Origin of the sequence: Halococcus salsus (genome assembly GCF_009900715.1) — an archaeon.
GTDB lineage: Archaea > Halobacteriota > Halobacteria > Halobacteriales > Halococcaceae > Halococcus > Halococcus salsus.
Genome location: NZ_JAAAJC010000002.1, coordinates 417,507 through 443,983, shown reverse-complemented (window position 1 = coordinate 443,983; position 26,477 = coordinate 417,507). Strand labels below are relative to the sequence as shown.

Here is a 26,477-nt window from a genome sequence, read left to right as displayed (position 1 = left end):
ACTCAGAGTCGAAGCGCCATCTCCATCTCGAAGCTCTCGGAGCCACAGGTCTCGAAGCCGAACTTGTGATAGAGCGCGATCGCCGCCTGATTCCAGCGCTCGACGGTGAGCCAGACGTGCTCCGCGCCGTCAGCCTGGGCGGTTCCGAGCAGCCCTTCGAGGAGTTGTGAGCCGATCCCGGCCTGCTGGTGGGTGTCGAGAACGAAGATCGCGAGTTCGTAGGCCTCCTCGCCGTCGGGCACGAGGGTCGCGTGGCCGACGCACTCCTCGCCGTGGACGGCGACGACGTTGTAGCTCCCCGCGAGGATCACTTCGAGCCAGTTCTCGACGGCGGCCTCGTCGGCCGGCGGGATGCCCTGGGCGCGGTCGGCGGGGTCGAACGCGACGTACATCGCGGTCAGCGCCTCGCGTTCGTCGTCGTACTCCTGGATCCGGATCTCGCGGCCGTGGGCGTCGGTGAACGTGGTGGGCGGCGGGTCGAACGTCCGGGCGTGGTCCTCGGGGTAGTCCCTCATCGGGCGAGTGTCACCGAGGTCTCGGCGTTCAGGAGGACGAACTCGGTGGTGGGATCGAGCCGGATCTTCCCGGTCGGGGTGCGCTCGCCGCCGTCGAGCACCAGCCGGTCGAACCCGCCGGCCTCGGCGAGCTCGACCAGCGCGCCGCCGGCGTGGCCCTCGACCTGTTCGATCCCGGCGTCGATGCCGACGTCGTCGAGCATCGTTCGGATCCGCCGTTCGACCGCTTCGGGGTCCGTGACGTCGCTCTCGACCACCGCCACCGTGAGGTCGTCGCCGGTCTCGCGCACCCGCGCGATGGTCCGTTCGAGCGCGTCGAACGCCCGGTCCGTTCCGTCGATACCGAGCAGCACGTTCATGCTGGATGCTGGCGGCCTCGGAGGAAAACCGTTGTGGCGCTCGTGGCTCCCGAACGCTTTTTCACCCCCGTCCGCAACCCACCACGATGACCGACGACGCCCCACAGAACCCCGCACCGGCGGACGAGACCGGCGATGAACCGACCCCCGAGACGACCGTCCCCGAGGACGTCCGCACGTACGACCGCTTCTCGAAGATGGACGGCGCGCGCTACGAGCGCGCCAACGAGTTCCTGCGGGATCGAACGTACATCACCGCCCGCGAGTGGGCGATCGCCCGGCTCTGCGCCGACTTCCGAACCGAGACCGGCGTCGAGATGACCAAGATCGGCGAGCACCTCCCCGAGCTCGTCCCCTTCATGACCGACACCTACACGCCACAGGCCGTCAACCAGGCCCGCTCGGCGTTCGAGGGCAAGGTCCGAAAAGCCGGCGCGACGTTCCTCTACGGCGCGATGTGCGATTTCTTCACCGCCGAGGACCTCGACGACGTGATGTACGAGGCTACCGAGGTGGCGAAGTTCCTGCTCGAAGTCGAGGGCGTGGACCTCGCCTTCGACGACGAACTCGCCGCCGAGGAACGGATCTCCTCGACGATGCGCGAGGTGCGAACCCAGAGCGCCGCGCTCCGCCACGACGACCTCACCTGTCCCCACTGCGGCGAACGGTTCGAACCGGGCGAGAGCGACGACCACGCAACTGACGACCCCTCATCCAGCGACGGCGACGAAGCGCCCGCCGATCCCGTCGAGTGAGCCGCTCGGCGGCACCGCCGGCGGTTGCGGTGTGGTTCGCGGGGCAGTCGCGGTGCGGTCCCCCTGGTGGATGAAGGGCGAGGCCGCGAAGCGAGGTGCGAGCACCGCGAGCCCCTCGACGCGAACGGTGAACGGGGCGTGGCCGACCACCGAGAGGTGGTTCGAAAATTTCCGATTTTCGTCACTGAGCGGAGCGAAGCTCCGCGAGGTCCAAAAGAGTCTCCGACTCTTTTGACGATCACGAGAGAGCTTTGCTCTCTCGAACGACCACGAGACGAACGGCGACCGCAGGAAGCCGTGAGCGCAGTGACCCGTGAGTGACGCGGCCGAGGGCTTCTGCGGGCGGTGTGGTAGCGGCGGCGGTGCTGGGCGCTTGCGACGACGGAATTCGCGTTCTTACTCGGCGTCGGGAAAGAACAGGTCCGGCTCGTCGTGGGTGAACGTCACCCACGTCTCGTCGTCGAGCGGGCGGACGTGGGTGTGCATCGCGCCCTCCGCGTGGCTCCGACGTTCGAGAGACTCGGCGTCCCGGTCGTCGTAGTAGGCCGGACAGCAGACCGCCTGCTCGGCTTCGGGGTCGGTGAGCACGAGTAGAAGGAACGTCATCCCCGCCTCCCGCGCGTGGTAGACCTCGTAGGAATCGAAGGTCGCCGCCGCGGTGACGCGTTCGAGTTCGTCGTACTCCTTGCCGGGGACGAGGACGTCGAGGCCGTAGCGTTCGTCGTTCTCGACGGCGACGTCGCCGGGGTGGAGTTCGAGCACCGAGTATCCCGCCTCGCGGTAGCCCGTGGCGGTGGCCGCCATGTCCTCCATCACCGCTTCCCAGGGTTCCACGACGCGCTCGAACGGGTTGTCCTCGGTCACACCTCTCCTGGGTCACTCGTCGACAAAAGCGTTGTTCCTGCGCCCGAAGCGCCGCGTTACCCCCGTCCGATCGTGAGAAACGACACCCGATCCGGGGTTCGACTGTCGATCCGGTCGCCGGGGTGCGCCAGACGTATATACACCCGTTTCGAACGGGGCGGCGTGACAGACCTCCTCTCGCTTTCCGGTCTGCGGACCCAGTTCGCCACCGATCGGGGGACGGTGAAGGCCGTCGACGGGCTCGACCTCACGGTCGAACAGGGTGAAACCGTCGGCCTCGTTGGCGAGTCCGGGTCGGGAAAGTCCGTGACGGCGCTCTCGACGATGGGCCTCGTCGACTCTCCCGGGCGGGTCGTCGACGGCAGCGTCGAGTTCCACGACGCCGACCTCGCGCGGTCGTTCGCCGACGAGTACCGCGGGGACTTCGCCGACCCTAACGCGGGCACCGTCGACCTCACCCGCGCGCCCGACGACGCGATGCGTCGGGTCCGCGGCGGCGAGATGAGCATGATCTTCCAAGACCCGATGACCTCGCTCAATCCCGCCGTGCCGGTGGGCGAGCAGGTCGCCGAGAGCCTCCGCCTCCACCAGTACGGCGGTCGACGGAAGGACTCCTGGTTCAATGCCGTTCGGGAGGTCGTACCGCGGGTCGGGTCGGGGCTCGACGACCGAGTCCTCGAAGACACCATCGAGATGCTCTCGGCGGTCGGGATCCCCGAACCCGCCGCGCGGGTCGAGGAGTTCCCCCACGAGTTCTCGGGCGGGATGCGCCAGCGGGTGCTGATCGCCATCGCGCTGGCGTGTCGACCCCAACTCCTGATCGCCGACGAGCCAACGACCGCGCTCGACGTCACGATCCAGGCGCAGATCCTCGACCTGATCAACGACCTCCAGGACGAGTTCGGGATGTCCGTTCTCTTCATCACCCACGACCTCGGCGTCGTGGCCGAGACCTGCGACCGCGTCGCGGTGATGTACGCCGGCGAGATCGTCGAGGAGGGCCCGGTCGAGGAGATCTTCGCGAACCCCTCGCACCCCTACACCTACACCCTGCTCGAATCGATCCCGCGCGAGGACGCCGACCGCCTGACCCCGATCGAGGGCAACGTGCCCGACCTCATCGACCTCCCCGAGGGCTGCCGGTTCGCGCCCCGCTGTCCGTGGGCGCACGCCGAGTGTCGCGAGGACCCGATCCCGTACCTCCAGCACGGCCCCGAGGACGTGAACCACCGCTCGAAGTGCGTCCTCCAGGAGTTCGACACCAGCGAGTACGGCACCGACGAGGGGGTGACGGCGACGGACGAACCGACCGCCGCCCCCGACCGGACGGCCGAGCCCCTGGTCTCGGTCGAGGGGATGAAGAAACACTTCTCGCAGACCGACGGCCTCCTCGATAGCTGGCTCGCGCGCGACACCAAACCCGTGCGGGCGGTCGACGGTGTCGACCTCGACGTCTACGAGGGCGAAACCCTCGGTCTCGTTGGTGAATCCGGCTGTGGGAAGTCCACGACCGGGCGCACCGTTCTCAGACTCCTCGAACCCACCGATGGGAAAGTGGTGTTCGCGGGTGAGGACCTCGCGGGGCTCGACGGCGACGACCTCCGGGAGAAACGCCGCGAGATGCAGATGATCTTCCAGGACCCGCTGTCGAGTCTCGACCCCCGGATGAACGTCGGCGCGACGATCGCCGAGCCGCTCACGATCCACGACCTCCCCGAGACCGACCCCGGCGACGACCGCTCGGAACGCGAGGCCCGCCGCGACCGCGTCGAGGAGCTCATCGAGGCGGTCGGCCTCGACGTCAGCCAGTACGACCGGTATCCCCACGAGCTCTCGGGCGGCCAGCGCCAGCGGGTCGGCATCGCCCGTGCGCTCGCGGTCGACCCCGAGTTCATCGTCTGTGACGAGCCGGTGAGCGCACTCGACGTGAGCGTGCAGGCCCAGATCCTGAACCTTCTCGAAGACCTCCAAGAGGAGTTCGGCCTCACCTTCCTCTTCATCGCCCACGATCTGTCCGTCGTGCGCCACATCTGCGACCGGATCGCCGTGATGTACCTCGGCGAGGTCGTCGAGGTAGCCAAGACCCGCGACCTGTTCGACGACCCGAAGCACCCCTACACCAGAGCGCTGCTCTCGTCGATCCCCGAACCCGACCCGACGACCGACACCGACCGGACGGTGCTCGAAGGCGACGTTCCGAGCCCCATCACCCCGCCCTCGGGCTGTCGGTTCCACACCCGGTGTCCGTCCGTGATCCCGCCCGAGGGCCTCGACGTCTCCCAGGAGAGCTACCGCGAGGTGATGGACTACCGCCAGCGCGTCGCGGACGAGTCGCTATCGGTGGCCGACGTCCGGGCGGAGGCGGCGGCGAGCGGGGAGGTCGCGACCGACGGTGGCGTGCCAACACGGGCGCTCTGGGACGAGCTGTTCGACCACGCCGACGGGCTCGACGCCGAGTCGCGGTCGGTCGTCGAGGCGTCCTTCGAGCGCGTGGCCGACGGCGACTTCCAGGGGGCGAGCGAGCTCCTCCGCGAGCGTTTCGAGAGCGTCTGCGAGCGCGAGCGGCCGACCCTCGGCGAGGGCGCCCACCCCGCGGCGTGCCACCTCCACGACGACTGAACCACCGGGCCGAACCTCGGCGAGGCGCAACATTTACCGGTATCCTTATTAGCCCCCTGTCATCAGTAGGCGTATGCCAGACGATAGCGAACGGAATAGACGTTCCTTCCTCAAGATAGCCGGCGGTGCGGCGGCCGCAGCGGCGGTCGCGGGCTGTCTCGGCGGAACCGATGACTCCGGTGGCGGAAACGGGAGTAACGGCTCCGGAAGTGGCGGTTCGAGTGGAACCGGCTCCAGTGCGGGGAACGGGAGCAGCGGCGGCGGTGGCGGGAGCGGCTCCAACACGCTCGCGTACGCCCGCGGGAGTCACTCCGCGACGCTCGACCCGCAGAACTCCACCAGCGGCGAGGTCGCGAAGGTCACCGAACAGATCTACGACACCCTGATCAACTTCAAGCCCGGGAAGTCGACGCTCACGAAGGGGTTGGCGACCGACTGGAACCTCGAGGGGACGACCGCGACCCTCACCCTCCGCGAGGACGCGGTCTTCGACAACGGCGAGACGTTCACCGCCGACGACTTCGTGGCCACCTACCGGCGCTTTACGGACCCCGACTACCAGTACTACCCGGGCGACGACTACGTCTCGGGCTACGGGCCGTTCACCCTCGGTAACTGGATCGACGACATCTCGACGGAGGGGAAGAACAAGCTCACGATCGAGCTCACCCAGAAGTACGCGCCGTTCCTCCGGAACCTCGCGATGTTCGCGGCGTCGGTGCACTCGAAGAAGGCCATCGAGTCCGAGCGCGACCTCGCGAAGAAACCGGTCGGGACGGGGCCGTTCAGTCTCGAGAACCTCGACGACGCGAACGAGGTCATCCGGCTGTCGGCCCACAAGCAGTACTGGGGGAAGGGCCCGAACGTCGACGGCGTGGTCTTCGAGACCATCGGTCAGAACTCGACGCGTGCGCAGTCGCTGGCCGAAGGCGAGGTCGACATCGTCGACGGGTTGGGGGCCCAGTCCTCCCAGCAGCTCCAGTCGGCCGACGCGGCCGAGCTCCGCCAGATCGACGGCATCAACGTCGGCTATATGGCGTTCAACATGGCGAGCGTGAAGCCGTTCCAGAACAAGAAGGTCCGCCAGGCGATCAGCTACGCGATCAACACCAAGGCGATCGTCGAGAACATCTACTCGGGCTTCGCGAGCCAGGCCTCCCAGCCGCTGCCGCCGAACGTGATGGGCCACAACGGGAGCATCGACCCCTACGCCTACGACACCGAGAAGGCCCAGTCGCTGCTGGAGGAGGCGGGTTACGGCGACGGCTTCAGCTTCGAGCTTTCGACGTTCAAGAACCCGCGGGGCTACAACCCCTCGCCGCTACCGACGGCCCAAACCGTGAAATCGAACCTCTCGGAGGTCGGGATCGAGGTCTCGGTCAACCAGATGTCGTTCGATCCGTTCCTGACCTACACCCAGGAGGGCAAACACGACGCGTGTTTCCTCGGCTGGTACACCGACAACGCCGACCCGGACAACTTCATGTACGTTCTCCTGGACCCCCAGGTCGAGGAGGACAAGCTCACACAGGGTCAGGACTGGGTGAGCTTCGACACCGAGGGCTACAACACCTCCAACGCCTCGGGCTGGGCCAACCGGCAGTACATGACCCTCGTCGGGGACGCCCAGTCCACCTACGACACGGCCACCCGGAAGAAGAAGTACAAACAGGCCAGCCAGATCGCCCACGACGAGGCACCGTGGGTCTACCTCGACTACGCGAAGGAGCTTCGCGGGGTCGGCAACCGCGTGAACAACTACACCCCCGCCGCGATCAGCGGGCCCTACCTCAACCTCGTCACGCTCGATGGGTGAGCCACGCGGTGCACACGCGCTCTACAGGGTGGCCGCCTGATGGTCTCGGTGCGCTTCATCGCCAAGCGTCTGTTGCTGCTCGTCCCGGTGCTGTTCGGGGTGGCGACGGTGGTCTTCGCCATCCTCCAGCTCTCGCCGGGCAACCCCGCACGGGTGATCGCGGGTCAGCGCGCCTCGCAGGCGTTCGTGAATCAGGTCGAACAGCAACTCGGGCTCGACGACCCGATATGGGTGCAGTACGGTCGCTTTCTCGCCGATGTCGCCCGGTTCGACCTCGGCCAGTCCTACACCATCCAGCGCAACACGCCGGTGACGACGATCCTCGCCAACAAGCTCCCGGTGACGATCGAGCTCGCCCTCTACGGCCAGCTCATCGGGATCGTTCTCGGGATCCCGCTCGGGATCATCAGCGCGGTCAATCAGGACACCATCACCGACCACCTCACCCGAGTCGGTGCCCTCTCGGGGATCAGCGTCCCGATCTTCTGGAGCGGACCGCTCGTGATCCTCCTGTTCTCCCAGATACTCGGCTGGGTGCCGACCAGCGGCCGGATCGACTCCCAGGCCTACTCGATCGAGCCCATCACGGGGCTGATCACACTCGATACGTTCGTCCAGGGTATCCAACAGAGCCTCACCTCGGGCTTCGACCCCGCGAACTTCGCACCGTTTATCTCGGCGGTCAATCACATGATCCTGCCGGCGCTCACCATCGGGATCTACTCGATGGCGCTGATCTCGCGGATGATGCGCTCCTCGATGCTCGAAGTCATCAGGCAGGACTACATGCGTACCGCTCGCGCGAAGGGCCAGGGTGCGAAGATCACGATCATGAAACACGGGCTCCGGAACGCGCTGATCCCCGTCATCACCGTGATCGGGATCCAGTTCGGCTCGCTGCTCGGCGGTGCGGTGCTCACCGAGACGGTGTTCGGGATCGGCGGCATCGGTACCCTCCTCGTGCGAGCGATCGAGGTGGGCGACTACCCCGTGGTGCAGGGCACGGTGCTGGTGTTCGCGTTCCTCTTCACGCTCGTGAACCTCGGCGTCGACATCACCTACTCCGTGCTCGACCCGAGGATCCAGCAATGAACGTCCCCACCGAAACGGAGGCGACGCGGTGAGCACCGAAACCGAAATGGGGGCCACCCGGTCCCGGGGGCTCTTCGACCGCCTTCGGGCGTCGCCGTTCCTCTCGGACCTCCTCTCGAACCGGCTGGCGCTCGCGGGGCTCACCATCATCGTCGTGATGGTCGTGGTCGCGCTCTACGCCAAGCTGTTCGTCGACCTCGAAGCCATCTCGCTCACCCAGTTCGGTCAGAACCCGCCGCGGCAGGCACCCGGCTGGTGGGTCCACCTCTTCGGAAATCCGAGTGCGACCCTCCAGCCCGTCGGTTTCCTGGACTACCCGTTCGGCACCGACGGCCAGGCCCGCGACATCTTCCCACGCGTGCTCTACGGCGCGTGGTACGCCATGCTCTACGGCACGATCACGGTGGGGATCTCGACGGTCGCCGGCGTGGGACTCGGGATCGTCGCGGCCTACTTCGGTGACGTCACCGACAACGTCGTGATGCGGACGATGGACGTTCTGCTCGCGTTCCCCTCGCTCCTGCTCGCGCTCGCGCTGGTCGCCATCTTCCCCGACGACCTCGGGCTCTGGCGGGCGGTCGCGGCGCTCACGCTGGTCTACACCCCGCGGTTCGCCCGCGTGATCCGCGGGGCGGCGCTCGCGGTGCTCGAAGACGAGTACGTCGACGCCACCGAGTCGCTCGGCGCGACGAGCCCCCGGATCATCGTCCGGCACATCCTGCCGAACTGTCTCGCGCCCATCACCGTCCAGAGCACCCTCAACTTCGGGCTGGCGATCATCGACCTCGCCGCGCTCTCCTTCCTCGGGTTCGGCGCGGCCACCGGCACGCCCTCGTGGGGGCTGATGCTCTCGAACGGCGTGGACCAGGGGCTGCTCACCGGGCAGTGGTGGTGGTCGTTCTTCCCCGGCCTCCTGCTCGCGCTCACGGTGCTCGGGTTCAACCTGCTCGGGGACGGGATGCGAGACGCGCTCGACCCCCGGATGCGCGAGGCCATCGACTGAGGGATGGGCCCCCAGGAATGGCTCCTCGTTCGAACCCGCCTTCTCGGCACCGCCGCGGCGGTCGGTGTCGTCGCCGGCGGCCTCGCTGTGCTCGGTCTCTCGGTCCTCCGAAACCTCGACTTCGCCAGCACGCAGACGTTCGCGGTCGGCGCGCTCGTGCTCGGTTTCGGCGTGCTCGGTTGGTCGGGGTCGGTGCTCGCGGGCCGCGGTATCGAGTCGCTTCAGACGTATCTCGACGCCGGCACCGACTGGACCGAGGCGGACTCCCGGCGCGCCATGACACGGGTTTTGGGGTTCGGTGCGGGCGTGATGGTCGGGGTCGTTCTGGCGACGGTCGCCATTGGGTAAGCAGAACACCCGCCCCGACGAACCGTTATCCGGTGGGCGTTCCTCCCTCGACCGATGAGCCGTCAGATACTCCTCGGTGCCGGTGTGGTGTCGGTCGCCGTCGGGGTGGCGCTCCTCGTTCGGCCCGCCACCGGGGACCGGCACCGGGACGTTGGCTCGCTCGCCGGCGCGTCGGTGCCGGGCACGTTCGGCACCGCGACGGCGCGCCTCAACGGTGCCGTCCTCGTTCTCGTCGGGCTGGTGCTCCTCGTCTCGTCCCTCACCGACTGAGACGAACGTTCTCGCCGCCCACCTCGCCGAAGCGCTCGCCGTCCTCGTTCCGTTCGTAGACCGTCTCCCCGCGAACCATCGTCAGTTCCGGGAAGACGCCGTTCCAGCCCTCGAACGGCGTCCAGCCCGCCTTCGAGTGGAGCCCCTCGCCACGGATCTCGCGCGGCGAGTCGGGGTCGACCAGCACGAGGTCGGCGTCCCGACCCGCCTCGACCCGGCCCTTCCGCGGGCGGTCGAAGACGGCGGCGGGGTTCGCGGCCGTGAGGTCGCGGACGCGCTCGTAGCCCAGCCGTCCCTGACGCGCTTCCTCCAGCAGGAGCGGGAGCGCGGTCTCGACGCCCGGAACGCCGCTCGGGGCGTCCCAGATGCCCGCGTCCTTCTCGGCGCGGGTGTGGGGCGCGTGGTCGGTCGCGATCACGTCGACCGTTCCGTTCGCGACGCGGTCGTAGACCGCGGCCCGCCGTTCCTCGCTCCGGAGTGGGGGATTCATCCGGCCGAGGGTCCCCAGGTCGTCGAGATCGTCGCGCGAGAGGAGGAGGTGGTGGGGCGTGACCTCGCAGGTCATCCCTGCCTCGTTCGCGGCATCGACGCCCTCGGGCGTGCTGGTGTGGGCGATGTGTACCCCTGACCCAACCTCTCGACCGACCTCGCACGCGCGCTCGACGGCGACGGCCTCGGCTTCGGCGGTTCGGTAGGCGCTCCAGGCGTCCGCGTCGTCGCGGTTTCTCGCACCTTCGTCGAACAGCGTCGCGTCCTCGGCGTGGACGGTCACGGGGACCCCGTGGTCGGCGGCCTCGCGGGCGGCCGTCGCGAACAGGTCGGCGTCGATACCCATCTCGCCCGTTGAGTCCGCGAGGAACACCTCGCCGAGCGCGAACAGCGGGCGGTCGAACAGTTCCTCGGGGTCCCACTCGGGCGTGACGCCGCCGTTGATCCCGAAATCCACGATCGAGTCGGTCGCCAGGTCGGCCTTGTCGTCGAAGGCGTCGCCCGTGACCGTTGGCGGCTCCGTGTTCGGCTGGTCGACGACCGTGGTGACCCCGCCCGCCGCCGCCGACCGGCTGCCCGTGGCCCAGGTCTCCTTCTCGGGGAACCCCGGCTCCCGGAAGTGGACGTGTGTGTCGATCATCCCTGGGAGGAGGAGGTCGTCGTCGGTGTCGAGGACGCGTTCGTCGGCGTGCGGGTCGAGGTCGGCCTCGACGGCGGCGATCCGCTCGCCGTCGACGCGGACGTCGCGCCGGCGGCCGTCGGCGAGCCGCGCGTTCGTGATGAGCATACCGCAGCCACCGCGTCCGCGGGCCTAAGCCTCCCGGTCGTCGGCCGCTTCATCGTCGCCCTCGACCAGCGCCGTCTCGACCGCCCGCACGACGGCTTCCGGCTCGCTCTCCCCGCCCGCCCGCTCGACGCTCCCCACCGATTCCGGGTCGAACGGCACGTCGAGCGCGGCGTAGACGGGGTCAAGCGCGGTCACTATCTCCGCCGCGTCGCGGGTGAGGACGATGCCCGCGACGAGCGCGGCCTCGCCGGTGACGCGCTGGGCGAGGCCCGCGATCTTTCCGTTCGCCTGGAGCGAGTGCGATCCCGGACAGAACGAGTCGGGCGGCTCGCCGGGGCGGGCGTCGACCCCGAGTTCCTCGAATGCGGTCAGGAGGTCGTCGGTCGCACGGTCATAGCGTTCGGTGATTCCTTCATTGACGGGTTCGGCGCGCGCGAAGGTCACCGTGGTCCCGGTGTAGGCCACCGCGCGACCGCCGACCTCCCGTTCGACGACCGGGAAGTCGTGGTCCTCGGCGGCGCGTTTGGCCTCCTCGTAGCCGTTCTCCTGAGAGTCGCGCCGCCCGAAGGCGACCTGGCGGTGGGGCGTCCAGACCCGGACCGCCGGCTCGCCGGTCTCCTCGGTGTGCTCGAACAGCTCCCGGGTTCGGGCCCTGTCGGCCTCGATGTCCTCGGCCCGGCCCTCGACGATTCGCATGTCGGTCCTACGGACGGGAGGGCTAAACGCCCGCGGGTCCTCCGATCGTCGATGGCCGTCCCACTCGGTGCCGACGTCCTCTCTCGGTACCAGCGCTTCTCGCTCTACAACTCGCCGTACACCTCCCACGACCGCGGCCACGCGGTGGATCTCTATCCCGATTCGGGGCTCGGGCCCGCCGAAGAGTCGTCCGTCGCGCCGTCGCCCGTCGCGGGCGAGGTGCTCGAAACCCGAACCGTTCGCGCACCGCCGAAACCCTACGCGCCCGACCACGATCATCTGATCCTCGTCGACACCGGCCCGCACGTCGCTCGGATCCTCCACGTCGACCCAGGCGTCGACCCCGGGGACACCATCGACGTCGGCGACCCGCTCGGCAGCCTCGTCCGCGCGGGCTTCTTCGCGCCGTGGGTCGACAACCACGTCCACCTCGAACTCCGGGCTCCCGATCAGAACCCCTACCGCGCGAGCGGGTCGCTGGCGCTCGATCCCGACGTCGAGGTCGAGGCGCTCGACTGGAACGGGTCGGGCCGTGTGGTCGAGACGGGCGAGACCTACGTGGTCCTCGACGCGCCCGCCAACCCCGCGCCGGGCGAGCGATTCGTTGGCATCGCGAGCGACGAGGGACGGGTGCTCGACGGGGGGCTCGTCCACTACGCGGGCGGCGGCGCGCTCGGCACCTCTGCAGAATCGGTTTCGCTGTTCGGTCAGCGAATCGGAACCACTGCGGGCCGAAACGTGACGTGGGAACCGCTCGAAATCCTCGCCAACGACGAGCCGATCACCGGGCTATCGCTGTGCTGTGCTCGCGACCCCGCCTTCGGCGCGAAGCTCGTCTGTCCCAGCCACGCGTTCGCCGTCGACGACCGTATCGAGGTCGACCTTCGCCCCACGGACGACCCGATTCGGCTGGGCTGACACCGGCTGCGGTGCGTTCCGTTCGCGATGCGGAGGTGGTTCGGATGCTGTAGCGCGCGCTCGCGGTCGTGTGTGAGCGATAGCGAACACCGACCGCGGACATTGTGCGAGGGATGAGCACCGGAGCGAGTGAAACGAGCGAGGAGCGCAGTCGGCTGGGGAGGCTCGTGGCTGTCGAGAGGCGGTCTGCGGTTCTCACTTGTATCGGGTGAGTGCGGTTCTTAGCCGCTGTTCGACGCGACGTGTACTGCGGGTCGCAGAGAAGTGGTAGGCGCGTCCGGTTCTCAGACGCTATTCGACCTCGTCATCCATCGGTTCCCGCTCAGACCGATCGATTCACCCACCTTCTCGATGCGCCGATTTCGCCTGCTGATACACCTTGTCGTTCTCCACTCGCTCCCACCAGACCTCATAAATCAGCGCGGCCTCGCGTTTGTCGTGGTCGACCCACTTCTCGGGGTCGCGTTCTTCCCCATCTACGTACTTCTGTCCACCAGGACAGCGCGCGTAGCGCATCGCCCGGGTGTAGCCCATCTGCAAATATTTCCGCGCCATGTCCATCCCCGGGAAGTCGCCCTCGTCGCGGTACTCCCGATACTTCGCGTAGATGGCCGCCCCGGCCTCGTCGGCGGTCTCGCGGTCGGCGTAGCCCCAGTAGTCGAGAAGTTCGCTCTTGTACGGTTCGACCTTGAACACGCCCTCCTCGCCGCGGCCGACCTCGTACTCCTCCGGGTGCTCGCGAAAGTCGATGTCGTACTCCGGGCCATCGGACATGCCCGCGCTCGGCACCGACCACGCCTCACGGTGTCGCTTGCGGTCATCGGTGGCTACAAACCGCTCGCCGGTGATGTGGCGGTATGAGCGACGCCGACGTTCCGGACGGGATGACCGACCTGCTCCAGGAGTTCATCGACGACCACGGCTACCTCTCGTGGCTCGGGACGACCGTCGAATCGATGACCCACGACACGCTCGTGCTGTCGGTCCCCTTCGACGAGAAGCTCTCGAACTCCCGGCCGGGCGACGGCGACGACCCGGCCCAGGTCCACGGCGGCATCGCCGCGACCCTCATCGACACCGCGGGTGGGATCGCGCTCCGGCCCCACCTCGACGACCCGCTCAACGGCGGCGTGGCGACCATCAACCTCAACGTCAACTACCTCCGGCCTGCCGGCGGCGACCTCACCGCCACCGCGGAGGTCGTCAGAGCAGGATCGAGCGTCGGCGTCTCCACCGTCACGGTCGAGAGCGAGGCCCCCGACGGCGAGTCCAAACCCGTGGCGACGGGCCAGGGTGCCTACCGGCTGTTTCGGTAGCGCTACCCGAGCGAGAGCGTGAGACACCGCACCGACCCACCCGCCTTCTGGAACTCGTCCGTCGGAACCTCGTGGACCTCGAATCCTGCACTCTCGACCCGTGCGGCCGTCTCGGGGTTGCCCGCGCCCATCACGACGTGCTCGCCGTCGATAGGGTGGCAGTTGCAGGCCAGCCCGCGCTCGGACTCGCCCGGTCCGGCCTCGATCACCCGATCGAAACAGCCCTCGATACGCTCGCGGCTCGCGTCGGTGAACGCCGCCGGCTCGACCAGGACCGTGGATTCGTCGAGCGGCGCGAAACAGACGTCGAGGTGGTAGTAACGTTCGTCGACGAGTTCGAGTCCCAGGATAGGAACCCCGAGGAGATCGGCGAGCTCGTCGTAGACCGCTCTGCTGGTTCGGATACCGTAGCCACCCCAGAGCAGCCGTCGACCGGGATGCCAGATCGCGTCGCCGGTGCCCTCGAACGGGCCGCTCTCGACGGTGTGGACGGTGTAGTCCTGGTCCTCACACCACGCCGCGAAGTAGTCGACCTCGTCGGCGCGCTCGCTGGTCGCCATCCGCGAGAGCACGACCCCACGCTCGTCGGGGAGCGCGAGCCCGTGGTTCGCACAGAACACCATGTCGGGAAGCTGCGTCGGACCTCGGACCGCCGGGCGACGGTCGCGTGCACCCACCACGGCCTCGTCCGGGTCGAGCACCGTGGTCCGTGCCGGGAGGTCGTCGTAGACCCCACGGAGGTCGTCCCACTGCTCGCGTGCCCGCGCGGCGTCGGCTCCGGCCTCGGGACGCATGTAGGGGTTGATACGGTAGCTCACCCCGAAATATTGGGGTCGAACCAGCAACGTCGTGCGCTCGCGCGAACGGGCATCGGCATCCGTGGGTACGAACCCGACACGGTCCGTGGGGTCGTGGACGGCGGTCTCGACGGACATTCGTCCCGACAACCGACGTCGAATACCGTATACGTTTCGGAGTACGGTAGTTAACTGCTTGTTTATGAAATTCGAGGCGGATTTCCGACGCTACTGTTCGCTTCCGAACGTGATATTGGCGCGTTCTGTGACTTCCCCGAACAACCAGTCGGCGTGGTCGAGCGCGTACTCGTGGTGGGCGTCCTCGATGGCTCCGATGGCGTCCGGGACGAGGACGGGTCTGAAATCCCGGAGGCCGGCGCTGCCCGCGGTGTGGAGCACGCAGACGTTCGCGAGCGTCCCACAGATGAGGAGGTCGTCGACCCCGCGCGCCCGCAGCCACCCCTCCAGCTCGGTGTCGTGGAAGGCGTCGTAGGTGTGTTTCTCGACGACGTGGTCGGCCTTGCCAGCGAGTTCGTCGACGACTTCGGCTTCCCACGACCCCTCGACGACGTGCTCGCCCCAGCGCTCGAACTCGTCGTAGTAGTGGTTCCCCGCGAACTGCTCCGGCGGGTGGACATCGCGCGTGAATACCGTCTTCACACCCGCCGCCCGGGCGTCCGTGACGAGGTCGGCGATAGGGTCGATCACGTCCTCGCTGGCGGGGGCGGAGAGGCTCCCCTCCGGGTGACAGAACCCGTTTTGCATGTCCACGACGACGACGGCGGTCCGGTCGGGGTCGAACTCCATGTGTCCGCTACCCACGACGCGGGCAAAGCTCTTTTCGCGCCGGTTCGGGGTGTTCCCGCCCGTCGCCGCAGTCGGACGTTTTTTGCCCGCGGGTCACATCGCCATCGTATGCGAGCCGTCGCCGTTCTTTCCGTGGTCGCGCTGGTGGTTCTCGCCGGCTGTAGCGTCCCGTTTCTCGGTAGCGGTCCCAACGCCTCCGCTCCCACCTCGGGTTCGAGCGGGACGACGGAGGGAGGCGGAGCGGCCAAGGGGGACACGGGCGGTTCTAGTGACGGCACGGGCGCGGCCAGTGCGGGCACGATCCCCCCGGACCCCGCGAACGACGCGCTCGGGTGGGAGGGCGGCTACTGGTACAACGAATCGATAGCGGTCACGACCGGCGACGGCTACAACGCCAGCGAGCGCGCCGCGCTCGTCAACGTCACGATGGCGCGCGTCGAGCGGATCCGGGGGCTCGAGTTCACGCAGTCGGTGCCGGTGGAGGTCATCTCCCGTGCCGACTACAGCCGGTCGACCGGCGACGGCGGGGGCCGGTCGCCGGCCTTCCGGACGTTCGACAACGCGAAGTTCGAAGGGATGTTCCTGGTCGGCGAGGACCGCAACTCGCTCGCGGTTCAGCAGTCGAACCGCGGCCAGAACGTCCTCGGCTACTACAGCCCGGCGAACGACTCGATCGTGGTGGTCTCGCCGACGGCCACCCCCGACGTCGACCCCTCGACGCTGGCCCACGAGCTGACCCACGCGCTCCAGGACCAGCACTTCGACCTCTCGTCGTCGAACCCCGCGACGCGCGACGCTTACAACGCCCGGAACGGGCTGGTCGAGGGCGACGCCAACTACATCGAGGACCAGTACGACGCGGCCTGTGAGGCCGAGTGGCAGTGCACCGAGGCCGCGGCCGGGAGCGCTGGCACCGCCAGCGGCGGGGACGGCGACAGCACCAGTAGCCTCGACCTCGGGGTCTACATCCTCTCGTACTTCCCGTACGCCGACGGCCCCGCGTTCGTCAGCTATCTCCGTTCGCACGGCGGCTGGGACCGGGTGAACGCGGCCTACGACGACCTCCCGGCGAGCGCCGAGCAGGTCATCCACCCCGAGAAATACGGCTCCGACCCCCCCACCAACCTCACGGTCGCGAACAGCACCGCGAACGGCTGGGAGCGGGTGCGCCCGCCGGGCCGGCCCGACTACGCCGTGCTCGGCCAGTCGGCGCTCGCGGCGACCTTCGGCGCGACGCTCTACGACGACTACAACGACACCTCGGTCGTCGCGCCGGGAGCGTTCCTCAACCTCGAAGCCGGGAGCGTCAACACCAGCGACCCGTTCAACTACGGCTTCAACTACACCAACGGCTGGGACGGCGACCGGATGGCGGTCTATCGGAAGGGCAACGAGACGGGCTACGTCTGGAAGCTCGCGTGGGATTCGCCCGCCGAGGCCCGCGAGTTCGTCGACGGCTACCACGACCTCCTCTCGCACTGGGGCGGCGAGCCCGAATCGGGAAGCGGGGACGTCTGGGTGGTCCGTGACGACAGCCCCTACAGCGACGCCTTCCGGATCACACGGGATGGGAACACCGTCACCATCGTCAACGCACCCGAGACCGGCGACCTGAACGACGTCCACGCGGGCGGCTGACGAACACGCTTTTCCACCCTCCCCGAGGAGGTCGTACATGCCCGACCCCGAGTTCGATATCGTCTCGCCCGCCGTCATCCGCGAGGGCCGCGCCACCGACGCCTACTTCGAACGGACCGTCGAGACGCTCGACTACGTCGGGAAGAATCCACGAGTCGTCGCCGAGGTCACCGCCGACCAGTTCTCGACTGGGGAGTTCGAGGTCTTCGCCGGGATCGAGGACGCCGCCCACCTCCTTCGTGGGCTAGATGTCGACGCCGACGCCCTCCGCGAGGGACAGCTGTTCGACGGCGGGCCGGTGCTCCGGATCGAGGGACGATACCTCGAGTTCGCTCGGTTCGAAACCGCGCTCTTGGGGTTTCTCTCGCACCCCTCCGGGATGGCGACGAGCGCGCTCCGGGCGCGGCTGGCCGCCCCCGATTCATCGCTGTTGAGCTTCGGCGCGCGCCACGTCCACCCCTCGATCGCGGCGGTCGTCGAGCGGAGCGCGCTGGTGGCGGGTTTCGACGGCTTCTCGCACGTCGCCGCGGGCGACCTCCTCGACCGGGAGGCCAGCGGCACGATGCCCCACGCGCTCGTGATCTGTTTCGGGAAGGGAAACCAGGAGGACGCGTGGGTCGCCTTCGACGAGGCCGCGCCCGAGTCCGTCCCGCGGATCGCGCTGTGTGACACCTACACCGACGAGGTCGACGAGACCCTCCGGGCGGCCGACGCGCTCGGCGAGGACCTCGACAGCGTCCGGATCGACACCACGGGCTCGCGCCGCGGGGACTTCCGGCACATCCTGCGCGAGGTGCGCTGGGCGCTCGACGCGCGGGGCCGCGAGGACGTCGGCCTCTTCGCCAGCGGCGGGCTCGGCCCCGAGACGCTTCGGGACCTCCGGGACGTCGCGGACGGCTTCGGCGTCGGGAGCTACGTCTCGAACGCCGACCCCGTCGACTTCGCGCTCGATATCGTCGAGATCGACGGCGAACCCGTCTCGAAACGCGGGAAGCTCTCGGGAAGGAAGCAGGTCTATCGAACGTCCACGGGCGGTCACCACGTCGCGCTCGCCGACCACGACGCCGAGGGCGAGCCACTGTTGGAGCCACTGATCCGCGACGGTGAGGTCATCCGGGAGTTCGACCTCGACGCGGCGGCCGAACGAGCGAGAGCGGACGCGGAACTCGTGGACTTCGGGACCGACGACTGAGGGGCTATCTGCCTGGGGGATTACCGATCGGGACGGTCGAGAACACGATGTTGTATCCCATCAAAACGACCAACAGAACAGCTACGGCAACCCGGACCGTGCGGCGTCGTGAGACGGTGATTACGCCAGCAAGCGAGAGCAGGGCGGCGACGAGAACGACGATGCCGACGAGTGAAGTCAACAGCCGTCCGCTGACCTGCCCGATCTGGACCGTTAGAACCGCGAGAACTGCGGCGACGACCCGCAGACCCGTCAGCCCACGACCCGACCTCGTTTCCGACATCCTCATCGATTCACCGCTACTTGTTATCAACTAAGTGTCTGTAGGCCGGTAGTGGTCGGCTGGCAGTCCGCGTCCGAACGGTTTTATTCGCCCGCCGAGAATCTTCAACTGGCAGAGAGAGCCCGGCCACCGCGGCGGGCCGGCGCGGATTCGTCGCGCCGGCCCACACGCGAGGAACGTCCCCCCACCGCCGGGCAGGCGACCGGGGCGACCCCGGGGCGGGAGACCGTCGGCTCTGGAACAGCAACGAGACCCCTCCACCCGACCGATGAGATGCGGGCGGTGGTTTCACCACCGCCTTGGCGCGAGCGGCACGGGGCGCATCGCGCCCCGAAGCGAGCGCGCGAACCCTGCGCAGAAGGGCTCAAACCCGAGAAAGCAACGGGGAGCTAACCGATCGAGGGACGACGGTGGAGAACGGATGGAACGGCGAAACCTCGCCGGTGCAAGTCCGCGCCACGCGGCACACGCCGCACGGTAGCCCGGCAGGGGCGCGGACGCACAGCCGAATGCCGGGACGAACAGAAGGGGGCGTACTCCTCTCAGCCACTCACGTCGCGAGCGACGACCACGAACCGGCGATCTTTGTCTCGTTTTGCGACGCGTGTGTTCCGGCCGAACGACCGCTTCGGGCCCCAATCCACCGGCAGCCACTGGATACCATCGATCGCCGACGAAACGCATAGCTGCAGGGCTCACCGACGACGCCCGCATTATCCCTCTCCGAACCCTATCGGACACCAGTGCGGCACGCCGGCGGCGGTCGCCGGTTCACCTGAGTGATTCACCAAATGGCTACCACCGGATCAACCGTCGACGTCGAACAGTTCCTGAAGAACCTAACCGCGCTGCGGTACCGTGAGGTCACGATGACGCTCGCGACCCTCGCGGTTCTCGCCGGGGCGGTCGTGTTCTTCCCCGGCATGGAGAACGTCACCCAAGGGATCCAGGCGGACGTCTCGCCCGGTCTCCTAGTGCTCTTCCTCGTGGTCGCGATCGCTGCAGGCGCGATCAAGGGGATGCTCGGGTTCGGCTACGCGCTGATCGCGACCCCCGTTTTCGCGAGCGTCGTCGACCCCACCCTCGCGGTCGTCGTGCTCGCCATCCCGCCGTGGATGATCAACGTCTTCCAGGTCGGCGAGACCGACACCGGCCTCGAATTCGTTCGCGAGGAGTGGGTGCTGATGGTGCTCGCGGTGCTCGGCGCGGTCGTCGGGGTGGTCGCCCTCAGCACCTACAGCGCCGGCCCGATCGTCCCGTTCGTCATCGCGCTGGTCATCCTCGGCTACGCGCTCTTCGAGATCTTCGGCGGGTTCCTCAGAGTCGAGGAGGCCCACCACCCGGTCGCGCTCGGGACCGCCGGCGCGCTGGAGGGGTTCCTGCTCGCCGTCTCGAACCTCGGCCCGCTCCTGCCCGCCTACTTCCACACCTTCGAGCGCGACACCGAACGCTACATCGGGGGTCTCTCGATGGTGCTCGGGACGATCTTCACCGTTCGGATCGTCGTGATGCTCTTCGATGGACTGATGACGCCCTATCGGCTCTGGCTCGGCTGTGCCATCGCTGTCGTCACCATCGTCGGCCTCCTCCTCGGCACCTACCTCCGCCGATTGGAGGTCGACGAGACCAAGTTCAACTGGTTCGTGGTCGCGCTGCTCGTCGTGATCGCGCTCAACATCCTCCGGAAGACGGTCCCGGCGCTCTTCCTCTGATCAGGGCTTGAGGTAGGTGTAGCCCGCTTCCTGGAGGCGCGCGAGCTCGCCGACGCCCGAGGGAACCACCTCGACGCCGTCGATGAGGTCGGCCTCCCCGACCTCGGTTCCCGCGAAGGTGTTCCGACACTGCTTGAAGACGACACCGCGTTCTTGGAGGGTTTCGACCGCCTCGCGCTGTGGCGAGTCCGCGACGAGCAACTGGAGCCCGCCGCTGTTGGCGACCAGTGTGACCTCGTCCGTCTCGACCGTGGCGTCGTCGAGGAGGTTCGCGACGTTGTTCGTCACGCGGTCGTGCAGCTCGGGGTCGTCGTTCGAGTGGTGGAAGACCACGTTCACGACGGGGACGACGACCGCTATCGATTCAAACCGTTCGATACCGTCGGAGACGAACCCGATGGCAGGGGTGGGTCCGATACGACTTCGACCCTATCCACGCTACCCACATCACCCATCCGAGCACACGGCCTACGCGCCACAGCACCCGCCCATCACCCATCCGAGCACACGGCCTACGCGCCACAGCACCCGCACCCCAACCCCCGCGCCGTCGGTCGAATTCGTCCCAGAATTTGTCGTGGAAACGCCTGACACGGGCCGGCGAGAACGCCCGACGCAGTCGCTCTTCGGGCCGTATCTCCAGACGAAACCAAGGGGTTCGACGTGCGTCGAAGCGGATTACTTGGTGCGGAAGGCGCGGTCGCCGGCGTCGCCGAGGCCGGGAACGATGAACCCGTTCTCGTCGAGGTGGTCGTCGATGCTCACCGTCAGGAGGTCGGCCTCGGGGTAGGCGTCCCCCACTCGGAGGAGGCCCGGCGGTGCGCTGACCGCCGAGAGCACGATGAGGCGCTCGGGGTCGGCGTCGGAGAGGACGTGGTCGAGGACCGTACACATCGTCGAACCCGTGGCGAGCATCGGGTCGGCGACGATCACGGTGTCCTTCTCGGTGATCTCGGGGAGCTTGGTGTAGTCGATGGTGATCGGGAACTCGCCCTCGTCGTTCATTCCGGCACTTTCGTCGCGACCGGCGGAGATCACGCCCTGTTTCGCCCGCGGGAACGCCTTCAGCAGGCCCTCGACGAACGGCGTCGCCGCCCGGAGGACGTTGATGATCACGACGTCGTCGAGACCCTTCACGCGCTCGCCGGTGGTCTCTTCGAGGGGTGTGGTGATCGAGACGTACTCGGTCTCCATCGCGCCGTCGATGACTTCGTAGCCACAGATCCGGCCGAGTTTCACCAATCCTTTGCGGAAGGCGACCTGTTCGGTTTCGACGCTCCGGAGGCGCGAGAGCGTGTCGCGCGCGAGCGCGTGGGTAATGAGCGAGGCGGAGTCGCGTTCGACGATGGGCATGAATTGATGCGCCATCCGAGCGGGTATAAATTCACCCGTCCGGCGCGCCTTCGGGATGGGTTACCGGAGCACCGCGAGGTAGGTCACGAGCGCGAGCAGGAGGGTGGCGAGGCCGACGGTGACCCACGAGAACGTGAGACTCCCGACGAACGAGAGCCCCCAGACCACGAGGGTCGAGAATATCGCCGAGAGCACGAGGTCGATCGCGACCAGGACTCGAATGTCGCCGTCGGTGGCCATCGTTCGGATTCACGACCCCGCGGACTTAGCTCTGTTCCGCGACTGTTTGCGTGCAATCCCCACTTCTCGACCTTCGTGTCGTTCGCTCGGAAACTCGCCGTGTCGCTACGCGCCGGTGAGGAACGCCAGTAGCTGATAGAGCCCGTATCCCACCAGCCCCGCGCCGACGAGCGAGACGAGCCACGCGACGAGGGTGAAACCGATCTTCCGCATCGAGGTGCCCGCCGAGCCCGCGGCGAGCCCGCTCCCGATCACGCTGGAGATGATGATGTTGTTGAAGGAGATCGGGATCCCGAGCGCGATGGCGACCTGGGCGATGATGAACCCCGGGATCAGCGCGGCGATCGACCGCCGGACGCCGAGTTGTGAGTACTCCCGGGCGACGGCTTGGAGCAGTCGCGGCGAGCCCATCCACGCCCCGAGCAGGATGCCGACCGCGCCGAGGCCGAGCAGCAGAACCGCGGGCGTGCCGAGCGAGTCGAACAGGGGTTCGATCGGCCCCGTCGCGAGCCCGACCTGGCTCCCGCCGCTCGAGAACGCCACGACCGCCCCGAGACCGACCAGGAACCCTCGAATACCGGCATCGACCGACGCCTGCATCCGGCGGCGGAGGGCTAGGAAGACGACCGCGCCGAACGCGAGGCTCACGACCACGCTGACCAGGTCGTAGCCCGCGACGAGTTCCGGGCCGCTACCCACACGTCGTGAGACGAACTCCGCGAGGGTGCCTTGACCGTCGGGACCGGGGAAGATCGCCAGCCGGACGTTGGCGAGGATCGCGCCCACGAGGCCCGCGAGCGCCGGGACGCTGACCGTCTCGGGAACGTCGTCCCGCCGGAGGAGGGTCGCGGTACCGTAGGCGATCGTCGCCGAGACGAACGGCACCGCAACCCAGAACGACGCCAGCCGCGTGTAGGTGTCGAACGCCGGGGCACCGCCGAGGCTCAGCCCCGCCCCGACGACCGCACCGGTGGTGGCGAACGCCGCCGGGATCGGGTAGCCGGTCCTCACCCCTATCGCGATGAACGCCGCCGCGGTCAACAGCGCCGCGGCGGCCGCGAGCGGCGTGATCGAGACGCCGTCGATGAGGTCCTGTCCGACCGTTCGCGAGATGCTGCCACCCTGGGCGACCGCCCCGAGCGCCGCGAACACCCCGATGAAGAAGGCCGCGCGCATCGTCGGGAGCGCGTTCGCCCCCACCGCCGGCGCGAACGGCGGCGAGTTCGAGGACGCGCCGAGCGCCCACGCCATCCCGAAGCTCGCGAGCACCGCCACCCCGACCACGGCCAGCGACGTCGAGCTCTGGAGGACGACCCCGACGGTCATCCTCGTTCCCCGCACTGCGCGCGTCCCGTGCCGCCCGGCGGGTCCCGTCTCGCACCGACGACCGGTCGTCGAAATATCATGTACTACCCGGTACACCCGAGAACGAAAACCCTTGTCGGTCGGCTGAACGGCGTTCACGAACGCAAAAAGCCTATGAGCGCGAGACCGAAGATCGGAGCATGAGCCGAACGGATTCGGTCACCACGCCCGACCTCGAGTTCGGCCCCGACGGGCTCCTCACGGTGGTCGCCCAGGACGCCGAGACCCGCGAGGTCCTGATGGTGGCTCACGCCTCCGCGGACGCGATCGAACGCACCCGCGAGACGGGGCTGGGTCACTACTACTCGCGGAGCCGCGACGAACTCTGGCAGAAGGGCCAATCGAGCGGCCACGTCCAGCATATCGAGGAGATCCGCGTCGACTGCGACGGCGACGCCGTGCTCTACCTCGTCGACCAGGAGGGCGGGGCGTGCCACGTGGGCTACGAGAGCTGCTTCTATCGCACGCTCGACGGCGAGGTGGTCGCCGAACGCGTCTTCGACCCCGACGCCGTCTATGAGTGAGACGACCCACCGCGACCCGACGGCGACCCTGACGGCGGCCCACGAGGCGTACGACGCGGCCGTCGAGCGGGTCACCGACCACGGCGAGGCCGACCTCCGGGCGGTCGCCGACGCCTACGACCGTGCGACGACGCTGCTCGACAAGTACGAGGACCGGGCCACGGGCACCGGCGACTTCGAGGGCTTCATCGAGTTCCGGGAGTCGTTCGATTCGCTCGTCGAGGGTCTCGACGACGACCTTCCGCGCCGCGAGGCGTTCGAGACCGCGAACGACCGTTTCGACAAACGACGACTCTCGACGGGCGACTTCGCCGCCGCCCGTGACGCGCTCGCGCCGGTCGAGGAGCTCGTGGGCGTGCTCGACGACCGCGACGCCGAACGCGAGCGCTACCGTGAGGCACGACGGCGGGTGGCGAACCGGCGCGACGAACTCGAACGCGAGGTCGCGGACCTCAAACGGCTCTCCGACCTCGCGGCGGTCGACCTCGACGCGCCGACCGGCGACCTCCGTGAGCCGATCGAGGCCTACAACGACCGCGTTCGCGAGGCTTTCGACGCGTTTCGACACGAAGCGAGCGCCCGCCAGCTCCTCGAGTTCGTCGGCACGACCCGCCACTACCCGCTGGTGTCGTTCCGCCCGCCGCCGACCGACCTCCGGGACTACGTCGAATCGAGTCCCGTCGGAGCCGAACCGCTCGCCACCCTCACCGAGTACGCGGACTACTCGGCCTCGAAGCTCGACCACTACGTCGAGAACCCGGACGAGTTCCGACGCCACGTCGTCGTCAACCGGAGCTACCTCGACGGCCTCGACGCCGAGCCGCTCACGGTGTCGTGGCCGCCGCCGACCGCCGGGGTGCTCCGCTACCGGATCCGCGAACTGGTCGCCGTCGTCGGTCGGTTCGCCCCCGAATCGACGGTCGCACGGCTCCGCTCGCTCCGTGAGACAAGCGAGACGGACCGCTACGAACGGCTTCGGCGCGCCGCCGCCGCCCGCGAAAGCCTCACGCAGGCCGAACGAACCCGACTCGCCGAGGGTACGGTCGAAAGCGACCTCGAGGCCGCCCGCGCCGAACGCGACCGGCTCGACGAGGCGCTCGCGGCGCACCCCGGCCCCTGACTCAACACTTCGCCGTCGCGGTTTCGAGCGCCTCCCGAACGTCCGTCGCGAGCTGCTCGGCCCGGTCGTCCTCACTAGCCTCGGCGTAGATCCGAACCTTGGGCTCGGTCCCGCTCTCGCGAACGAGTACCCACGCGTCCCCGAAGCTCAACCGGTAGCCGTCAGTGACATCGAGGTCGCCGGCGCTGTCGTTGGCGTAGGTCGCCGCCGCATCCAGTAGGGTCTCGCGTTCGGTGTCGCCGTCGTACTCGACCGCCGTTCGTCGGTTGTAGTAGCCGCCGACGTCGTCGACCACCGCGCTCGCGGGGCGCTCGGCCACGAGCTCGAGAAAGCGTGCGGCGGTGTACGCGCCGTCGCGCGCCAGACGGTATCCCGGGAACAACACGCCGCCGTTGCCCTCGCCGGCGACGGGTACTGAAATCCCTTCGTGCTGGAGGTCGCGGATCCGCGAGATGATCCGGGTGCTCCCGACGGGCGTGAGTTCGAGGTCGGCCTCGGCGTGTTCGGCCACGTCCACGAGCCGCTGGGAGACCGTCACCGCCGAGACGGTCCTGTCGCCGGGTCCGAGCGCGCCAGCCGCGAGCGCCGCGAGGCTTGCGTCGCCGGTGATCGTCTCGCCGTGTTCGTCGACGAACACCGCACGGTCGGCGTCGCCGTCGTGAGCGATCCCGATATCGGCATCCGTGGTGCGCACCAATCGCCGCAGGTCTCCGAGGTTCTCGGGAACCGGTTCCGGATCCCGACCCGGAAACGTGCCCTCGGGCTGGGCGTTGACGGTGACGACCCGACAGCCGAGCGCGCGGAAGATGTCCGGGCTCGTCAGCGCCCCCGCACCGTGGCCGGGGTCGAGCGCCACCGTCAGGTCCGCCGCCGCGATCCGCTCGCGGGCCACGGCGTCCACGACTTCCTCGACGTAGCGCCGCCGCGCACCCTCGATCCGACGCGAGTCGCCGGTCTCGTTCCACGGGACGCGCTCGAACTCCTCGGCCGCCAGCACGTCCTCGACGCGTTCGAGGCGCTCGATCGGGAACTCGATCCCGTCGGGGCCGACGAGCTTGATCCCGTTGTCCGTCGGCGGGTTGTGCGAGGCGGTGATCACCACCGCCGGCACCCCTTCCTGCTCGGCGTAACACTGGACGGCGGGTGTGGGCAACGCGCCCAACCGCTCGACGTCACAGCCGACGCTCACCAGCCCGCTCGCTGCTGCATCCGCGAGCATCGGCCCGCTCGCGCGTGTGTCCCGCCCGAGCGCCACCCGTTCCCCACCGACCACCGTGCCGACCGCCATCGCGACTCGGAGGCTGAACTCCGGCGTCACCTCCTCGTTCGCGGTCCCCCGTATCCCACTCGACCCGAACAGTCTCATTCGAGTTGGGGTGTGAAGCCGACCACCAAATTCCTTCCGCCCCACCTTTTTACTGCGGGGGGTTGCCTCCGGCAACCCCCGCTTGCAAAAAGGTGGATCAAAAACTCCCGCTCGCAAACCGCGCGAGCGGTGAACCGCACTCGCTCCGCTCGTGCGGACACCTCCGCACCGCATCCGCAACCGCCTCCGCAACCGGACACCTCCGCACCGCAACCGCTTCCGCAGAAGCCCTC

At 68.3% G+C, this 26,477-nt stretch carries 28 protein-coding genes and 1 other RNA gene; 15 read left to right on the top strand and 14 right to left on the bottom strand.

What is annotated here, in order from left to right; all coding sequences use genetic code 11:
- Positions 1–2: 2 nt before the first annotated feature.
- Both GT355_RS09335 and GT355_RS09330 read right to left on the bottom strand, forming a co-directional pair.
- Positions 3–515 (bottom strand): GNAT family N-acetyltransferase, encoded by a 513-nt coding sequence (locus GT355_RS09335; RefSeq protein ID WP_160134387.1) that lies wholly within the window; start codon positions 513–515, stop codon positions 3–5.
- Positions 512–874 (bottom strand): universal stress protein, encoded by a 363-nt coding sequence (locus GT355_RS09330; protein WP_160134386.1) that lies wholly within the window; start codon positions 872–874, stop codon positions 512–514. Before GT355_RS09330 ends, GT355_RS09335 begins: the two co-directional genes overlap by 4 nt.
- A gap of 86 nt (positions 875–960) precedes the next feature.
- On the opposite strand from GT355_RS09330, the gene GT355_RS09325 reads away from it, so the two are divergent.
- Entirely contained in the window at positions 961–1,629 is a 669-nt protein-coding gene (locus tag GT355_RS09325; protein ID WP_160134385.1) for a DUF5806 family protein, read from the top strand.
- A gap of 396 nt (positions 1,630–2,025) precedes the next feature.
- Here GT355_RS09325 and GT355_RS09320 read toward each other — a convergent pair whose 3' ends face one another.
- On the bottom strand, positions 2,026–2,493 hold the full coding sequence (locus GT355_RS09320) for a DUF7529 family protein (RefSeq protein WP_160134384.1): 468 nt from the start codon (positions 2,491–2,493) through the stop codon (positions 2,026–2,028).
- A gap of 162 nt (positions 2,494–2,655) precedes the next feature.
- On the opposite strand from GT355_RS09320, the gene GT355_RS09315 reads away from it, so the two are divergent.
- The 6 genes from GT355_RS09315 (at position 2,656) to GT355_RS09290 (ending at position 9,641) form a co-directional block, all read left to right on the top strand.
- Positions 2,656–5,112 (top strand): dipeptide ABC transporter ATP-binding protein, encoded by a 2,457-nt coding sequence (locus GT355_RS09315; protein ID WP_160134383.1) that lies wholly within the window; start codon positions 2,656–2,658, stop codon positions 5,110–5,112.
- Positions 5,113–5,185: 73 nt separating this feature from the next.
- On the top strand, positions 5,186–6,928 hold the full coding sequence (locus tag GT355_RS09310) for an ABC transporter substrate-binding protein (RefSeq protein ID WP_160134382.1): 1,743 nt from the start codon (positions 5,186–5,188) through the stop codon (positions 6,926–6,928).
- A gap of 39 nt (positions 6,929–6,967) precedes the next feature.
- Positions 6,968–8,020, top strand: coding sequence for an ABC transporter permease (locus tag GT355_RS09305; RefSeq protein ID WP_160134381.1), 1,053 nt, complete (start codon positions 6,968–6,970; stop codon positions 8,018–8,020).
- Positions 8,021–8,048: 28 nt separating this feature from the next.
- Positions 8,049–9,023, top strand: a complete 975-nt coding sequence (locus GT355_RS09300) for an ABC transporter permease (RefSeq protein WP_160134380.1) — start codon at positions 8,049–8,051, stop codon at positions 9,021–9,023.
- A gap of 3 nt (positions 9,024–9,026) precedes the next feature.
- Positions 9,027–9,371: a DUF7268 family protein gene (locus tag GT355_RS09295; protein ID WP_160134379.1), complete on the top strand. Its 345-nt coding sequence runs from the start codon at positions 9,027–9,029 to the stop codon at positions 9,369–9,371.
- A gap of 54 nt (positions 9,372–9,425) precedes the next feature.
- Positions 9,426–9,641, top strand: coding sequence for a hypothetical protein (locus GT355_RS09290; RefSeq protein WP_160134378.1), 216 nt, complete (start codon positions 9,426–9,428; stop codon positions 9,639–9,641).
- On the opposite strand, the gene GT355_RS09285 is transcribed toward GT355_RS09290, so the two are convergent.
- Positions 9,631–10,917, bottom strand: coding sequence for a dihydroorotase (locus tag GT355_RS09285; RefSeq protein WP_160134377.1), 1,287 nt, complete (start codon positions 10,915–10,917; stop codon positions 9,631–9,633). The genes GT355_RS09290 and GT355_RS09285 overlap by 11 nt on opposite strands.
- A gap of 24 nt (positions 10,918–10,941) precedes the next feature.
- The gene (locus GT355_RS09280; RefSeq protein ID WP_160134376.1) at positions 10,942–11,613 is read right to left on the bottom strand and encodes a lipoate--protein ligase family protein; all 672 of its coding nucleotides are present in this window, start codon (positions 11,611–11,613) and stop codon (positions 10,942–10,944) included.
- A gap of 51 nt (positions 11,614–11,664) precedes the next feature.
- Here GT355_RS09280 and GT355_RS09275 point away from each other — a divergent pair, with 51 nt between their 5' ends.
- Positions 11,665–12,531: a DUF8155 domain-containing protein gene (locus GT355_RS09275; protein ID WP_160134375.1), complete on the top strand. Its 867-nt coding sequence runs from the start codon at positions 11,665–11,667 to the stop codon at positions 12,529–12,531.
- Positions 12,532–12,867: 336 nt separating this feature from the next.
- On the opposite strand, the gene GT355_RS09270 is transcribed toward GT355_RS09275, so the two are convergent.
- A complete protein-coding gene (locus tag GT355_RS09270) occupies positions 12,868–13,305 on the bottom strand; it encodes a DUF4385 domain-containing protein (RefSeq protein WP_160134374.1) in 438 nt (145 codons plus the stop codon).
- Between the two features lie 83 nt (positions 13,306–13,388).
- On the opposite strand from GT355_RS09270, the gene GT355_RS09265 reads away from it, so the two are divergent.
- Positions 13,389–13,847, top strand: a complete 459-nt coding sequence (locus tag GT355_RS09265) for a PaaI family thioesterase (protein ID WP_160134373.1) — start codon at positions 13,389–13,391, stop codon at positions 13,845–13,847.
- 2 nt (positions 13,848–13,849) lie between these two features.
- Here GT355_RS09265 and GT355_RS09260 read toward each other — a convergent pair whose 3' ends face one another.
- Both GT355_RS09260 and GT355_RS09255 read right to left on the bottom strand, forming a co-directional pair.
- On the bottom strand, positions 13,850–14,782 hold the full coding sequence (locus GT355_RS09260) for a dimethylarginine dimethylaminohydrolase family protein (protein ID WP_160134372.1): 933 nt from the start codon (positions 14,780–14,782) through the stop codon (positions 13,850–13,852).
- 90 nt (positions 14,783–14,872) lie between these two features.
- Positions 14,873–15,451 (bottom strand): cysteine hydrolase family protein, encoded by a 579-nt coding sequence (locus GT355_RS09255; RefSeq protein ID WP_160134371.1) that lies wholly within the window; start codon positions 15,449–15,451, stop codon positions 14,873–14,875.
- Between the two features lie 108 nt (positions 15,452–15,559).
- Between GT355_RS09255 and GT355_RS09250 the strand changes: the two genes are divergently transcribed.
- The gene (locus GT355_RS09250; RefSeq protein ID WP_160134370.1) at positions 15,560–17,089 is read left to right on the top strand and encodes an Hvo_1808 family surface protein; all 1,530 of its coding nucleotides are present in this window, start codon (positions 15,560–15,562) and stop codon (positions 17,087–17,089) included.
- A 37-nt stretch (positions 17,090–17,126) separates the two neighbouring features.
- Complete coding sequence (locus GT355_RS09245; RefSeq protein ID WP_160134369.1) at positions 17,127–18,281, top strand: nicotinate phosphoribosyltransferase; 1,155 nt, start codon at positions 17,127–17,129, stop codon at positions 18,279–18,281.
- A 4-nt stretch (positions 18,282–18,285) separates the two neighbouring features.
- On the opposite strand, the gene GT355_RS09240 is transcribed toward GT355_RS09245, so the two are convergent.
- Positions 18,286–18,570, bottom strand: a complete 285-nt coding sequence (locus GT355_RS09240) for a hypothetical protein (RefSeq protein WP_160134368.1) — start codon at positions 18,568–18,570, stop codon at positions 18,286–18,288.
- Positions 18,571–18,674: 104 nt separating this feature from the next.
- Here GT355_RS09240 and rnpB point away from each other — a divergent pair.
- Both rnpB and GT355_RS09230 read left to right on the top strand, forming a co-directional pair.
- An RNA gene (rnpB, locus tag GT355_RS09235) (RNase P RNA component) lies at positions 18,675–19,112 on the top strand.
- 243 nt (positions 19,113–19,355) lie between these two features.
- Positions 19,356–20,276: a TSUP family transporter gene (locus GT355_RS09230; RefSeq protein ID WP_160134367.1), complete on the top strand. Its 921-nt coding sequence runs from the start codon at positions 19,356–19,358 to the stop codon at positions 20,274–20,276.
- Here GT355_RS09230 and GT355_RS09225 read toward each other — a convergent pair whose 3' ends face one another.
- From GT355_RS09225 to GT355_RS09210, 4 genes are all read right to left on the bottom strand, one after another.
- Entirely contained in the window at positions 20,277–20,615 is a 339-nt protein-coding gene (locus GT355_RS09225) for a DsrE family protein (RefSeq protein WP_160134366.1), read from the bottom strand.
- A gap of 339 nt (positions 20,616–20,954) precedes the next feature.
- On the bottom strand, positions 20,955–21,629 hold the full coding sequence (gene upp / locus GT355_RS09220) for a uracil phosphoribosyltransferase (protein ID WP_120074936.1): 675 nt from the start codon (positions 21,627–21,629) through the stop codon (positions 20,955–20,957).
- Between the two features lie 60 nt (positions 21,630–21,689).
- On the bottom strand, positions 21,690–21,869 hold the full coding sequence (locus GT355_RS09215) for a DUF8107 family protein (RefSeq protein WP_160134365.1): 180 nt from the start codon (positions 21,867–21,869) through the stop codon (positions 21,690–21,692).
- Positions 21,870–21,974: 105 nt separating this feature from the next.
- The gene (locus tag GT355_RS09210; RefSeq protein ID WP_192927992.1) at positions 21,975–23,195 is read right to left on the bottom strand and encodes an inorganic phosphate transporter; all 1,221 of its coding nucleotides are present in this window, start codon (positions 23,193–23,195) and stop codon (positions 21,975–21,977) included.
- Between the two features lie 179 nt (positions 23,196–23,374).
- Between GT355_RS09210 and hisI the strand changes: the two genes are divergently transcribed.
- Positions 23,375–23,758 carry a phosphoribosyl-AMP cyclohydrolase gene (gene hisI, locus GT355_RS09205; protein WP_120074932.1) on the top strand — a complete coding sequence of 128 codons (384 nt, stop codon included), beginning with the start codon at positions 23,375–23,377 and terminating at the stop codon, positions 23,756–23,758.
- Complete coding sequence (locus GT355_RS09200; protein ID WP_160134364.1) at positions 23,751–24,878, top strand: DUF7118 family protein; 1,128 nt, start codon at positions 23,751–23,753, stop codon at positions 24,876–24,878. Before hisI ends, GT355_RS09200 begins: the two co-directional genes overlap by 8 nt.
- A gap of 1 nt (position 24,879) precedes the next feature.
- Here GT355_RS09200 and glmM read toward each other — a convergent pair whose 3' ends face one another.
- On the bottom strand, positions 24,880–26,244 hold the full coding sequence (gene glmM, locus GT355_RS09195) for a phosphoglucosamine mutase (RefSeq protein WP_160134363.1): 1,365 nt from the start codon (positions 26,242–26,244) through the stop codon (positions 24,880–24,882).
- Between the last annotated feature and the right edge of the window lie 233 nt (positions 26,245–26,477).